This window comes from Shewanella sp. SR44-4, assembly GCF_014163715.1.
In the GTDB taxonomy this organism is placed as follows: Bacteria; Pseudomonadota; Gammaproteobacteria; order Enterobacterales; family Shewanellaceae; genus Shewanella.
On sequence record NZ_JACJDU010000014.1, the window covers coordinates 1 to 14128 of the forward strand.

The 14128-nt window shown below is 43.2% G+C and carries 11 protein-coding genes; 1 reads left to right on the forward strand and 10 read right to left on the reverse strand.

Going from position 1 to position 14128, the window contains the following annotated elements; genetic code table 11:
* Window positions 1-425: 425 nt before the first annotated feature.
* Both secA and H5125_RS08770 read right to left on the reverse strand, forming a co-directional pair.
* The gene (gene secA, locus H5125_RS08765) at window positions 426-3146 is read right to left on the reverse strand and encodes a preprotein translocase subunit SecA (RefSeq protein WP_182744042.1); all 2721 of its coding nucleotides are present in this window, start codon (window positions 3144-3146) and stop codon (window positions 426-428) included.
* A 58-nt stretch (window positions 3147-3204) separates the two neighbouring features.
* Window positions 3205-4104, reverse strand: a complete 900-nt coding sequence (locus tag H5125_RS08770) for a M23 family metallopeptidase (RefSeq protein ID WP_182744043.1) — start codon at window positions 4102-4104, stop codon at window positions 3205-3207.
* 27 nt (window positions 4105-4131) lie between these two features.
* Here H5125_RS08770 and H5125_RS08775 point away from each other — a divergent pair, with 27 nt between their 5' ends.
* Window positions 4132-4584 carry a DUF721 domain-containing protein gene (locus tag H5125_RS08775; protein ID WP_182744044.1) on the forward strand — a complete coding sequence of 151 codons (453 nt, stop codon included), beginning with the start codon at window positions 4132-4134 and terminating at the stop codon, window positions 4582-4584.
* A gap of 4 nt (window positions 4585-4588) precedes the next feature.
* On the opposite strand, the gene lpxC is transcribed toward H5125_RS08775, so the two are convergent.
* The 8 genes from lpxC to murD form a co-directional block, all read right to left on the reverse strand.
* Complete coding sequence (lpxC, locus tag H5125_RS08780) at window positions 4589-5509, reverse strand: UDP-3-O-acyl-N-acetylglucosamine deacetylase (protein WP_011639209.1); 921 nt, start codon at window positions 5507-5509, stop codon at window positions 4589-4591.
* A 210-nt stretch (window positions 5510-5719) separates the two neighbouring features.
* Window positions 5720-6886 carry a cell division protein FtsZ gene (ftsZ, locus tag H5125_RS08785; protein ID WP_011639210.1) on the reverse strand — a complete coding sequence of 389 codons (1167 nt, stop codon included), beginning with the start codon at window positions 6884-6886 and terminating at the stop codon, window positions 5720-5722.
* Window positions 6887-6912: 26 nt separating this feature from the next.
* Window positions 6913-8148, reverse strand: coding sequence for a cell division protein FtsA (ftsA, locus tag H5125_RS08790; protein ID WP_101088499.1), 1236 nt, complete (start codon window positions 8146-8148; stop codon window positions 6913-6915).
* Complete coding sequence (locus tag H5125_RS08795) at window positions 8145-8915, reverse strand: cell division protein FtsQ/DivIB (RefSeq protein ID WP_182744045.1); 771 nt, start codon at window positions 8913-8915, stop codon at window positions 8145-8147. The genes ftsA and H5125_RS08795 overlap by 4 nt, the downstream gene beginning before the upstream one ends.
* A gap of 121 nt (window positions 8916-9036) precedes the next feature.
* Entirely contained in the window at window positions 9037-10494 is a 1458-nt protein-coding gene (gene murC, locus H5125_RS08800; RefSeq protein ID WP_101088501.1) for a UDP-N-acetylmuramate--L-alanine ligase, read from the reverse strand.
* 1 nt (window position 10495) lies between these two features.
* The gene (gene murG / locus H5125_RS08805; protein ID WP_182744046.1) at window positions 10496-11599 is read right to left on the reverse strand and encodes an undecaprenyldiphospho-muramoylpentapeptide beta-N-acetylglucosaminyltransferase; all 1104 of its coding nucleotides are present in this window, start codon (window positions 11597-11599) and stop codon (window positions 10496-10498) included.
* On the reverse strand, window positions 11599-12813 hold the full coding sequence (gene ftsW, locus H5125_RS08810) for a cell division protein FtsW (RefSeq protein WP_162024089.1): 1215 nt from the start codon (window positions 12811-12813) through the stop codon (window positions 11599-11601). The genes murG and ftsW overlap by 1 nt, the downstream gene beginning before the upstream one ends.
* Window positions 12803-14125 carry a UDP-N-acetylmuramoyl-L-alanine--D-glutamate ligase gene (gene murD / locus H5125_RS08815; protein ID WP_101088504.1) on the reverse strand — a complete coding sequence of 441 codons (1323 nt, stop codon included), beginning with the start codon at window positions 14123-14125 and terminating at the stop codon, window positions 12803-12805. Before murD ends, ftsW begins: the two co-directional genes overlap by 11 nt.
* Between the last annotated feature and the right edge of the window lie 3 nt (window positions 14126-14128).

Genomic DNA, 14128 nt, shown 5'->3' on the forward strand with positions numbered 1-14128 from the left:
AATTGTTAAAGAGCTTGATGTCGATTTTTCAGACATCGCCGTCAGACGCTAGGTCGTTGGCTTGGGCTGCGTATTCTACGCATTCCCTTTATTGCGTCAAGTGTTTTTTCAAACTTCTTTTCGCCTGTTACTAACACCACTAATTAGTTGTTAATAACGCTAACCGGTTTTCGCTTTCGCTGTATGCCGTGTCAGTGGATGCGCATTATAGGCAGCTTAAGATTTAGTGCAAGCGCTTTTGTGCAAAAAAATGATCTTTTTATGATCTTTTATTCATTTGAGCACTTAACTACATGATACCCACTATTTACCCCCAAAGTTATCCACAAAGGGTGAATTTATCAGTCAGTTTTATTATCCCAGAAACAAAAAAGGTAGCGAATAATCGCTACCTTTTTTATCTAACATCAATAGTGAACAGAGAGTTAACTGAGTTTACCGTGACATTGTTTGTACTTTTGTCCTGAACCACATGGGCACGGATCGTTACGGCCTATTTTCTCACCTTCACGGATGACTGTTTTAGGCGCTTCTATTTGTTGCTCTGCTGTATCACTTAATGCTTCTGCTGCTGCGTGTTGATAAGCCAGTTTAATCTTTGCATCTTCATCACGGCGACGCTGCTCCATTTCATCAACATCTGACTGCGCTTGAACTTGTACTTTAGACAGTACGCTTATCACGTCATTTTTCAGTGTTTCAAGCAATTGTTGGAATAATTCAAACGATTCACGCTTATATTCTTGCTTTGGATTTTTCTGTGCATAACCGCGTAAATGAATACCTTGGCGTAAGTGATCCATGGCAGCTAAGTGCTCTTTCCAGAGTCCATCTAGTGTTTGCAGCATTACCGCTTTTTCAAATTGACGTAATACTTGTGCACCGACCATCTCTTCTTTAGCTTTATATAATTCACTCCATGACGTTAGAATCCGTTCGCGTAACGTTTCTTCATGCAGATTATCATCTTGATCTAACCATTCTTGAATTGTTAGCTTTAGGCCAAATTCATTACCAAGGCGTTGTTCAAGCCCCGGTACATCCCAAAGTTCTTCAAGTGATTGCGGTGGAATAAATTGATCGACAATTCCACTTATCACATCTTGTTCGATATTCTGGATAGTGTCTTGAATACTTTCAGCATCCATTAGCTCGTTACGCTGTGCATAGACAACTTGACGTTGATCGTTAGCGACATCATCATATTCGAGCAATTGCTTACGGATATCAAAGTTACGAGCTTCAACTTTACGTTGAGCGTTTTCAATAGCACGTGATACCCAAGGATGCTCAATAGCCTCACCCTCTTCCATACCGAGCTTTTTCATCATGCCAGATACTCGATCTGAAGCGAAGATACGCATTAAGCTATCTTCCATCGACAAGTAAAAACGTGAAGAACCCGCATCACCTTGACGACCAGCACGACCGCGTAACTGATTATCGATACGACGAGATTCGTGACGTTCTGTACCTAGGATGTGCAAACCACCTGCAGCAAGCACTTCATCATGACGTATTTTCCAGTCAGCTTTAATCTTAGCTTTCTGTTCTGCCGTTGGATTATCTAGCGCTTCAATTTCCATGTTCCAGTTACCGCCTAATACGATATCTGTACCACGACCAGCCATGTTAGTTGCAATAGTCACAGCACCTAAACTACCGGCTTGAGCAACAATCTCGGCTTCTTTTTCATGGAACTTAGCATTGAGCACGCTATGCGGAATGTTAGCTTTTTTCAATAATGAGTTAAGTAGTTCTGATTGTTCAATAGAGACAGTACCCACTAATACCGGTTGGCCACGTTCACGACAACCTTCGATATCTTTAATAATCGCTGCATATTTTTCTGGCGCGGTAAGATAGACCAAGTCGGCCATATCTTTACGAACCATTGGGCGATTTGTAGGAACAACAACGGTATCTAAACCATAGATATGTTGAAATTCGAATGCTTCGGTATCTGCTGTACCTGTCATACCGGCAAGCTTTTCATACTGTCTGAAATAATTTTGGAAAGTGATAGAAGCCAGAGTTTGGTTTTCATTCTGGATTTTAGCGCCTTCTTTGGCTTCGACAGCTTGATGCAAGCCTTCTGACCATCTACGACCAGGCATAGTACGGCCTGTATGTTCGTCGACAATAATAACTTCATCGTCTTGTACAATATAGTCGATATCTTTTTCAAACAAGGTATGGGCGCGAAGTGCCGCATGAACATGATGCAATAACGAAATGTTCGTCGCAGAATAGAGCGAGTCACCTTCGGCTAACATGCCTTTTTCAATTAATAACTGTTCAACTTTTTCTTGACCACGTTCAGTTAAATGAACCTGTTTACCCTTTTCGTCAATACTATAGTCACCTTCACCAACATAGTCTTCGGTGTCTTCTTTGTCTTGAGCGATGAGACTTGGGATCAATAAATTAATTTTGGCGTATAATTCAGAGCTGTCTTCTGCCGCACCAGAAATAATCAATGGTGTACGGGCTTCATCAATTAGAATTGAATCGACTTCATCAATAAGGGCATAGTGCAATGGTCGCTGAACGCGCTCTTGTGGAGAAAACGCCATGTTGTCGCGAAGGTAGTCAAAACCAAATTCATTATTAGTACCGTAGGTAATATCTGCGTTGTAGGCTTCTTTCTTTTCGAATGAACCTAAGCCAGCAATGTTAATTCCGACACTTAAACCTAAAAACTCAAATAATGGACGGTTATTCTCAGCATCACGTGTAGCTAAGTAATCGTTCACAGTAATGATGTGAACACCTTTGCCCGTTATGCCGTTAAGGTAAGCTGGCAAAGTTGCCGTTAGAGTTTTACCTTCACCGGTTCGCATTTCAGCAATACGATTGCTGTCTAAAACCATGCCGCCGAGTAATTGAACATCAAACGGACGCATGTCGAACACACGCTTTGATGCTTCACGTACAACAGCAAATGCTTCTGCCATGATGTTATCTAAGGTTTCGCCATTTTCTAAACGTGTGCGGAACTCTGTCGTTTTTGCTTTGAGTTCTTCATCAGATAGCTTTTCGTAATCAGCTTCTAATGCATTAATTTGAATAACAATTTTTCCAAGATTTTTCAGGGTGCGGTCGTTGCGACTTCCGAATACTTTTGTCAGTAGTTTGCCTAACATCTTAATCACTTATCTGTTGTAGGTTTGGCTCATTTGAGCGCATTAACCGTTAATATTATTAACTTGCTTTGCGGTAAACGTATTTCTGTGGATCTATTTGTTGTTTACCACGCAGCACTTCGTAATGCACATGGGGGCCAGTTGAACGGCCTGTGCTTCCCATACTGGCAATTTTATCGCCTTTGGCAACGACGTCACCTACGTTTACTGACAGAGATTTATTATGTCCATAGCGAGTGCGAAGACCATTACCATGATCTATTTCGACTAACTCACCATATCCAAGCATGCTTCCTGACCATGTTACAACGCCTGCAGCAGTAGTTGTAACATCTGCCCCTTCTTTGCCGGCAAAATCAATACCTTTATGCATTGTTCGTCGGCCACTAAAAGGGTCATTTCGTAAACCATAGGGCGAAGATAACCAACCTTTATCGATTGGCCGCCCTGATATATAACGCTCTTCATCTATATGGAGATTAGATGCTACTGTTTCAAGTAGTGATAGCTGAACGTTATTATTATCAATTCTAGACGCCAACTTATTCATTTCATCGATAAGCTGGCTTAATTCGACACCATTGCCGATTTCGCTTAACCCGCCGATACCAACTTCTGTAGAGAAATCAAATTGGTCATCAAGGAGGTTATTTTGCGCTACTTGCTGCCCTAGGGCTTCAAGTCGGGTGATTTTGGCCTGCATTTTTGCCACATGAGTAACCAAAGTTGCCAGCTGGGTTTCTGTTGCAGTTTTGAGTTCTACCACTTGTTGCTTTTGCTGTTGGCGAAGCTGTTTATTTTCATCAACTTTCGCTTGTTGGTTAGCAAAACGCTCAGTGCTATATTGATATATTCCTGTGCCAGTGGCCATCAGAATAATAGGTAGGAGTAACCAACGCTTACTAGGTTGCCAGCGCGTTACACCATTTCGACCTTGGATAAAAACTGTTACACTCATAGCCTAATTCAGCCATCTTATTATCATATGAAAAAGCCCCCTCAAGATCTCAGCAATTTAGTTCATTTGTCTGGGAGACTGCCTGAACTGGCCGAGAAAGCAGAACTACTTAATAATCTGAATCGTTATGTCAAACAGACGTTAAATGGTCCTGTGGCAGAGCAGCTAAAAGTTGCTAATATCCGCCAGGGTGTTCTTGTTATTGAAACGACATCTGCAGCATGGGCTGCAAGAATAAATTTTCAAAAGCAGAAGCTATTAAAACAACTTCAAACTGACACACTTCCGATGCTTACCGCTATAGAGGTGAAAGTCAATCCTGGGCTTGCCTTAGCAAAACCACAAACTCAACCTAATCAAAATGTGATCAGCACCACTGCAGCACAACATATTGAAGCATTAGCTGCACATGTTGATGGTTCTTTAGGTGAAAAACTAAAACGGCTGGCTGCATTAGCCAGCCGTAATAGGCAATCTTAACTGATTAAACGTGCGCTAACGCACCTGGAACCATGAAGCTGACAGGCACATCAGCCTCTTTATCAAAGCTTACCAACTCCCACGCATCTTGCTGAGCAAGTAATGCACGCACAAGTTGGTTGTTTAACGCATGACCAGTTTTATAAGCTGAAAATTCGCCGACGATGGCATGACCAGCAACATATAAGTCACCAAATGCATCGAGGATTTTATGCTTAACGAATTCGTCTTCATAACGCAGACCATCAGGGTTTAATACACGATATTCGTCAAGTACAACGGCATTTTCCATGCTGCCACCTAGTGCTAGATTATTCGCACGTAGGTATTCAATATCTCGCATAAAACCAAATGTTCTGGCACGACTAATGTCTTTCACAAACGCTGATGTCGAAAAGTCCATCACCATGTGTTGTTGACTACGAGCAATTTCTGGATGATCAAAGTCAATTCTAAAATCAACTCTAAAGCCTTTAAAAGGTTTTAACTCAGCCCATTTATCGCCATCTTCAACACGCACAGGTTTGATGATTTTTAGGTATTTTTTAGCTGCAGCTTGTTCTTTAATTCCTGCACTTTGCAGTAAGAACACAAATGGGCTTGCACTGCCATCCATAATCGGGATTTCTGGTGCATCGACTTCGATAATTGCATTATCGATGCCTAAGCCGGCAAGTGCCGCAAACAAATGCTCAATGGTTGATATTCTAATCCCAGCATCGTTTACAAGGGCGGTACACATTGTTGTTTCACGAACCATATCAGCTTTGGCTGGGATAGACACAGCAGGGCTAAGATCGGTACGTTTTAGTACAATCCCTGTATTCACTGGTGCGGGCATAATGCATAGAGTCACTTTGTTGCCGGAATGTAATCCGACCCCAGTGCTCTTCACCATTTTTTGAACAGTTCTTTGAAAAATCATTCAGTCGCCCATAAATATCAATATTAAACAAATAGTTGCAAAAATAGCCTTAGGCTATCATGCATAACTGGTACAACATGCTACCATAAATTTAGCTTTTCACAAAAAAAACGCCAAACACAGAGTAAATGTATAAACCTGCTTGCAAAATAACCTTTTTCGCACACTTCGCTCATTAATCACGCAAAAACATAACGTTTTATCCGTGTATTAATCAGCTTGCTTACGCAAAAATGCCGGAATATCAAGATAGTCAGCATCAGTACGCTGTACAGGTTGAGGCTGCGGAACAGCATTACCTTTTGGCGCAGCGTAACTTTGTTGTGTCATCACATCTTCAACAGGTTCTGGACGCGGCTCTATTACAACAGGTTCTGGACGAGCAACAGGCTTAGACACTAATTGAATGTCTGGCTTTTTCTCTGCGCCGATACCTGTAGCAACAACAGTTACACGTAACTCATCACTCATTTCTGGATCAATGACAGCACCAACTACAACAGTGGCATTGTCAGATGCATAAGCTTTAACGTGGTTACCCACAGTTTCAAGCTCTTCGATAGTGATATCCATACCTGCTGTGATGTTAACTAACACACCGCGCGCACCGGCTAAGTCGATATCTTCAAGTAATGGGCTAGCCACAGCAGCTTCTGCAGCTTCTTCAGCGCGATCATCACCACGAGCAACACCGGTACCCATCATGGCATTACCCATTTCGGACATAACGGTTTTCACATCGGCGAAATCGACGTTGATTAGACCAGGACGAGTAATTAGCTCAGCAATACCTTGAACAGCACCAAGTAATACATTGTTAGCTGCAGCAAAAGCATCAAGCAATGAAGTACCACGACCCAATACTTTTAATAGCTTTTCATTGGGGATCGTAATTAACGAATCCACATGTTTAGCTAACTCGGCAATACCAAGTTCTGCATAGGCCATGCGCTTTTTACCTTCAAAAGGAAAAGGCTTGGTCACAACTGCAACGGTTAAAATACCTTCTTCACGGGCAATTTCTGCCACAACAGGAGCAGCACCAGTACCGGTACCACCACCCATGCCGGCAGCGATAAAGATCATGTCAGACCCTTTAATTGCAGCACGAATATTCTCGCGGTCTTCTTCAGCGGCTTGACGACCCACATCTGGGTTTGCGCCCGCACCGAGACCTTTAGTCACGTCGCGGCCAAGCTGAATAGTTGAACCAGCACTTGATTTACGTAGTGCTTGTGCATCTGTATTGGTAACGATAAATTCAACACCTTCGATGCTGTGTTTTACCATATGTTCGACCGCGTTTCCGCCGCCGCCACCGACGCCGATGACTTTAATCACCGCTTCGTCTGAATGTGTATCCATGATCTCAAACATTGTCTGATCTCCATTTGTCTGCGTTATTAAAATTCACCCTTAAACCAACTTTTGACCCGATTCAAAAAGCTGGTAACCCCTTGGCGCTCAGGTCGTTCGAACTGTCGTTCGATGACTCGTCTTGCGCCATAATGAAGCAACCCTATTCCTGTTGAATAAATAGGTTGATCAACATATTCGTATAACCCTTTTACTGGTAGCGGTGATGCGACACGAACTGGCATACCAAAGGTTGCTTCAGCAATATCAACGGCACCCGATATCGAGGACGTTCCTCCAGTAAGCACAATCCCTGCTGCAATTTGATCTTCTAGACCGCTATCTTGTAACTGCTTGAGAACAAGCTCAAACAATTCTTGATATCTTGGCTCTACCACTTCTGCCAGAGTATGGCGTGACATGCTACGTGAAGGACGACCACCCACTGACGGTACTTCAATACTGTCTTCACGGCTTACCGTAGAACTTCTGGCACTGGCAAACTGCACTTTTATTTGTTCAGCATGCGTTAACGGTGTTCTGAATATCTTGGCGATGTCACTGGTGACTTGGTTACCCGCTACCGGAATAACTGCACAATGACGTAATGCGCCGTTGGTATATACAGCAATATCGGTTGTGCCACCACCAATATCAACAATACACACGCCTAAATCTTTCTCATCATTTGTGAGCACAGAGTCTGCAGAAGCGATGCCCGAAAATACCAAATCATCTACTTTTAAACCGCAACGCTCGACACTCTTAGTAATGTTTTTGGCCATATCATTAGCACAAGTAACAATATGAGCTTTGGCTTCCATACGCATGCCCGACATACCAATTGGGCTCTTAATGCCGTCTTGAACGTCAATTGAATACTCTTGCGGCAATACATGCAAAATACGACGTTCTGTCGGGATCTTAACCGAGCGTGCGGTATGGATTACATTATCGACGTCTTCTTGGGTGACTTCTTCGTCGTTAATCGACACCATGCCATTTTCATTTTGGCAGGCAATATGTTTACCCGAAATACTTAAGTACACCGATGAAACCTGGCAATCAGCCATTAACTCGGCTTGATCTAACGCCCGTTGCACACTGCGCACTATAGAGTCGAGATCATTCACGCCGCCTTTATCCATGCCGCGAGAAGGATGATTACCTAAACCAATGACACTAATCTCACCATCAGGTAATACTTCACCAATGATCACTGCGACCTTGGATGTCCCTATATCTAACCCCACGATGAGGTTTCTTTCCTGATTTTTGGTCATTTATTGTCGACTCTCTTTTTTGAATCATCCCAACCTACGGCGAACCCGGTATCGTAACGTAAATCAACGGTCGCAATTGGTTTTTCACTTTGCTTCAAAGTTGGATACACATTAATAAAGCGTTGTATCCGTGACATTTTATCTTCTCGCCCAAGCTCTATTTCAATTCCGTTAGCCAGTACAGCATGCCACGCATGGCGAGGACTTAAGCGTAAACTGACCAACTTAAACTCGTTTATTGTCAATAAATCATCTAACTGCTGGTAGCTGGTCAATACTTCTATTTCAGTCCCTTCAGGGCCAGATAACTTGGGTAAGGCATCATGTTCTGAATGCGCAAACGCATCAAAAACCTCACCGTTAATATTAAGCCAAGACACTTCGTTCCAATGCGCTACAGCTTGTTGTTCTTGTAAGGTAACCTTAAACTTTGCCGGCCATTCTCGTCTTACTGATGCATGATAAACCCACGGCAATGCTTCTAATGCTTTTTGTACATCCACCACATCTGCGCTAAAAAAACTACTTTGCATTAATGACTGTAATGCATTTTTAATTTCGTCATCGGTGGTATAAATTCGCTCACCTTTAATAGCAACCGCTTCAATAGGCAATGCATCAGCATCGTTTAACAACTCGTGTAGTTGCACACAACCCCAAACAACGGTGCCAAGCACACTGCATAAAAACACTACACCAGTGCAAAAATACCAATTAACACGAGCTAATTTATTTTTTAGTTGCCGCCCTTTATCGCTCCACGACACCTTAAATCCGCCTCTGACGTTGTTCCGGAGTTAACTCCAAAAGATCGGTCATTATATAGACCAATTCATAAGGTTTAAAGCTCGATTTTCACACACAATAATTGGTGAAAAATCAATCACTTTATTGCTCTTCTACAAGCACTTTACAACCCAAATTATTCTGAGCTAATTCTTTCGATAAAGCACCAATATTACCCGCACCCTGGGTCATAAATAAATCCCCATGTTGCAACACATCAGGTAAAACTGCCGCTAGTTGATCTGGGCTGGCGACAAAAATAGGGTCTATTTGACCTCGTAATCTAATTGAACGGCATAAAGCGCGCCCATCGGCACCCGGGATAGGAGCTTCACCCGCTGCATAAACATCTAATAATAATAAACAATCTACCTGCGACAATACATCGACAAAGTCTTCATATAAGTCGCGCGTACGGCTGTAACGATGCGGTTGATATGCCATCACTAAACGCTTGTCTGGCCAACCTGCTCGCGCTGCTTTAATCGTTGCTAATACTTCACTTGGATGATGTCCGTAGTCGTCCACGAGCATGACACTGCCATTAGGTGTTTCAAATTCACCTAAATGCTGAAAACGACGACCTATACCTTCAAACTCTGCAAGTGCTTGTACAATCGCACTATCATCGATGTCATCTTCACTGGCGACAGCAATCGCGGCTAAAGCGTTAAGAACGTTATGTTCACCTGGCAAATTAAGTACAATATCAACATTATCTTTGCCATGACGCTTAACCGTAAAGCTTGACTGGTGACCATTTTGTGCAAAATTAATCGCCTGGACATCAGCCTCTTCACTGAAACCATAGGTCACAACTTGGCGGCCAATACGTGGCATAATTTCGCGGATCACTTCATCATCAATACACATTACTGCGACGCCATAAAACGGCAGATTATGTAAAAAATCGATAAAAGTGGTTTTCAGTTTCTCAAAGTCGCCACCATAGGTATCCATGTGATCGGCTTCGATATTGGTGATCACACTGACCATTGGCTGCAAATGCAAAAAGCTTGCATCGCTTTCATCTGCTTCAGCAATAAGGTAACGACTGGTGCCTAGGCGTGCATTGGTACCTGCGCTATTAAGTAAACCACCAATCACAAATGTTGGATCACGGCCAGCTTGACCATAGACACTGGCAATTAAGCTCGTCGTCGTGGTTTTACCATGAGTGCCGGCAATCGCAACACCATGACGATAGCGCATTAACTCAGCCAGCATCTCTGCACGGCGTACAATCGGAATACGTAATTCTTTAGCGGCAATAATCTCAGGATTTTGCGGGTTAATGGCAGTCGAAACGACAACAACATCAACCTGTTCAACGCTTTGGGCCTGATGGCCAATAATGATTTTTGCGCCAAGACTCGCCAAACGCTCAGTTACGCTATTGATAGCGATATCTGAGCCGCTTATTTGATAACCTTCGTTCACAAGCACTTCCGCAATACCACCCATGCCGGCACCACCGATGCCAACAAAATGAATGCGCTTAATCCGTCTCATTTCAGGGATCATGCTACGAAGCTGTGCGTATCTTTCTGTCTTAGTCATTTCAACCCTTACTCGCAAATGAGGCACAAATATCTGCTACTCGTTGAGTCGCATCTAATACCGCTACGCCTCTTGCCTTATGACCCATTTGGGCTAGTTCTTGTCTATTTTCAGCAAATAACTGCAATTTTTCAGCAAGGTTATCTGCATTTAAAATGGTTTGTGGTAATAAAAATCCTGCGCCAGCATCAACAAGTACTGATGCATTTACAGTTTGATGATCATCCACTGCATGAGGATACGGCACTAAAATACTCGGTAAACCCACGGCTGCCAGTTCGGACACTGTAAGGGCACCCGAGCGGCAAACCACTACATCGGCCCAACGATAAGCGGCTTCCATATCATCAATAAATTCTGCAACATTGACACTGTCTGATTGGCCAAGTTGTTGATAACTCGACTTTACTGTTGTTTGGTTATTTTTGCCCACTTGGTGCCAAACTGTCAGAGAATGATATTTACTCAGATGAGCCACCACAGCAGGCATGACATCATTCAATACTTTGGCACCTAAACTGCCACCTACCACCAATACTCTTAACGCATCGGCTTGCGGTGTTTTAATTTGTGCGCCTAACTCAATCAGCTCTTGGCGGATGGGATTACCCACAACCTCAACATTAGCGACGCTACTGGTAAAGGTATTGGGGAATGCACACAACACTTTTTTGGCAATCTTAGATAACAACTTATTGGTTAATCCTGGAATCGCATTTTGCTCATGCAACACGACAGGAATACCTGACAATTTTCCGGCCACTCCGCCCGGGCCGCTGGCAAAACCGCCCATGCCTAAAATCACATCGGGTTGAAAATCATCAATTACCGCTTTAGCTTGAATAATTGAACGGATAATTTTAAATGGTGCCGCTAACTTACGTATAAGCCCATTACCACGCACACCTTTAATATCGATAAATTCAATATCAAATCCGTGTTGAGGCACTAAACGCGCTTCCATTCGGTCGGCAGTACCTAACCAACGTATTTGCCAACCTTTCTCCGCTAAATACTTCGCCACTGCAAGTGCAGGAAAAACATGGCCACCCGTACCACCAGCCATAATTAATATCTTAGGAGAACGACTAATATTACTGTTCATTAACTGGTTCTCCCTTGTACGGCTTGCACCAAACTAACTCGACGTTCATGATCTATCCTAACAAGCAACATCACCGCAGCGGTCATAATCCACAAACTACTGCCACCATAGCTAATAAACGGTAGGGTTAACCCTTTGGTTGGTAACATACCAATACTGGCCCCTACGTTAACTACGGTCTGAAAACAAATCCAAATCCCAACACCATAGGCGACATAACTTTCAAAAGGGCGCTGCATTTTTAAACATAAATTACCCAATCTAATCGCACGTATAGCAATAAAAAATAATGTGCATAACACCACCATAATACCGGTAAACCCCAGCTCCTCACCGATAACAGCAAAGATAAAATCAGTGTGTGCCTCAGGTAAATAAGCCAGCTTCTGAATACTGTTACCTAAACCCTGACCAAACCAATCGCCTCGGCCATAAGCCATTAAGGACTGCGTCAACTGATAACCACTGCCAAATGGGTCTTCCCACGGATCCATAAACGAGGTCACACGTCGCATACGGTAGGGTTCGAATAGCACCAGTAATACGAAGGTCGCTACGCCAAGTAATATCAACACCATAAAGTCTGTAATGCGCGCGCCAGCCAGAAACAACAAGCTTACCGTACACACAAACAACACCACCACGGTGCCTAGGTCAGGCTGTAACAAAATCAATACTGCGAACAAACCGTAAACCCCAATCGGTTTATAGAAGCCTTTACGGTTTTCGCGTAATTCACCATGACGACGTACTAGGTAACCTGCCATGTATACAATAAATACAAACTTGGCCATTTCGGCGACTTGGATCCTAATAGGACCGATAGACAACCAACGACGAGCACCGTTAACCGAAGTACCGATAAACAGTACTGCTATCAATAATACCAACACCGCTAGCATCAGCATGCCGCTGTTTTTTTCCCAATAGCTGACTTCAAACTTCAGTACCACGAAAGCAATCACTACGCAGCCAACAAGGTAAAGCACATGGCGATACATAAAATAAAACGGGTCGCCAGTCAGTTTGGTCGCTTCAGGCATTGAAGCAGACATCACCATAACAAAGCCAAAACACATTAAGCCGACAATCGCGACTAGAAAGCTACGGTCGTATAACGGCATACCCGGTGTATGGTCATCTGATAATAACGAGGGCAAAGTCCAATTAAGGCCTCGTTTAAACAAGCTAAGTTGCTGCTCGTTATTCGCCATCGGCTAACGACTCCACACACTGTCTAAAATCATCACCGCGAGCCATAAAGTTCTTATACATATCTAAACTTGCACATGCTGGCGACAATAATACTATGTCACCAGACGATGTTAATTCAGCGGCTTTGGCGACGGCCTCTGCCATCGTTGTCACTTCAATAGTGCCTGGTTTTAATTTGGCAATTTTGCGTCCATCTCGCCCCAAGGTAATAAGCTGGGTAATATTGCTCAACGGTTCTATAAGCGGACTAAAATCACTGCCTTTACCGTCTCCACCGGCGATCAAATACAAATCACCTAAGTGTGAATTAAGTCCCTCTAGCGCGGCAACTGTCGCGCCAACATTGGTCGCTTTAGAGTCATTGATATACGACACACCTTGCTTAACGGCAATCAGTTCGCAACGATGGCTTAAACCAACAAAGGTTTTAGCCACTTCTATCATGGCCTCTTTACCGACACCACAAGCATCGGCTAATGCCATTGCAGCTAATAAGTTTGCATGGTTATGGCTACCAATTAAGGTCACATCAATTAAATTAATAATTTCACTGTCACCATGGAAAATCTTGCCATCACTTAATCCCCATGCATCGCCTTCTGGCACATCCAAACCAAAATTATTTTGATTCATTGGCTCTAACGGATAAGTTAACTCGTCATCACGGTTGTACATCACAAAGCGACTTTGTGGGTATAAGCGTAATTTTGCTTCGCGGTAAGTATTTAAGTCACTATAGCGATCCATATGATCTTCGCTAACATTGAGACACGTTGCCGCAATACAATTTAATGAATGAGTTGTTTCAAGTTGAAAACTCGATAGTTCAAGTACGTAAAAGTCTGCATTCTGAGGTAATAAATCCAGCGCTGGTGTACCAATATTACCGCCAATCGCCACCGATTTTCCGGCAGCTAACAGCATTTCGTACACTAATGTCGTCACCGTAGATTTACCATTTGATCCAGTGATACCGACAACGCAAGGTTTTTTGTCTGCTATTTCTCGAGCAAATAACTCGACATCACCAATCACTTCAATTCCCATGTCCAATGCTGCACGCACTTCAGGCGTATCGATTGGCACACCAGGGCTGATGATAATTTGGCTAGACTGAACTAAATAACGACAATCAAACCCGCCAGCCAATAATTCAATATCGGCAAACTCTTGTGCCAACGTATCTGCACCCGGCGGATGACGACGACTGTCCATCACTAAAGGTTTAATGCCTTTAGACACTAAAAAACGCACGACCGAGAGCCCTGTTGCCCCTAAGCCTAAAACAATGTGCGTATATTGAGTTTGCATAAT

Coding starts and splice junctions, on each gene's coding strand:
- secA (WP_182744042.1), bottom strand. CDS start 3,146: ATGTTAGGCAAACTACTGACAAAAGTATTCGGAAGTCGCAACGACCGC.
- H5125_RS08770 (WP_182744043.1), bottom strand. CDS start 4,104: ATGAGTGTAACAGTTTTTATCCAAGGTCGAAATGGTGTAACGCGCTGG.
- H5125_RS08775 (WP_182744044.1), top strand. CDS start 4,132: ATGAAAAAGCCCCCTCAAGATCTCAGCAATTTAGTTCATTTGTCTGGG.
- lpxC (WP_011639209.1), bottom strand. CDS start 5,509: ATGATTTTTCAAAGAACTGTTCAAAAAATGGTGAAGAGCACTGGGGTC.
- ftsZ (WP_011639210.1), bottom strand. CDS start 6,886: ATGTTTGAGATCATGGATACACATTCAGACGAAGCGGTGATTAAAGTC.
- ftsA (WP_101088499.1), bottom strand. CDS start 8,148: ATGACCAAAAATCAGGAAAGAAACCTCATCGTGGGGTTAGATATAGGG.
- murC (WP_101088501.1), bottom strand. CDS start 10,494: ATGACTAAGACAGAAAGATACGCACAGCTTCGTAGCATGATCCCTGAA.
- murG (WP_182744046.1), bottom strand. CDS start 11,599: ATGAACAGTAATATTAGTCGTTCTCCTAAGATATTAATTATGGCTGGT.
- ftsW (WP_162024089.1), bottom strand. CDS start 12,813: ATGGCGAATAACGAGCAGCAACTTAGCTTGTTTAAACGAGGCCTTAAT.
- murD (WP_101088504.1), bottom strand. CDS start 14,125: ATGCAAACTCAATATACGCACATTGTTTTAGGCTTAGGGGCAACAGGG.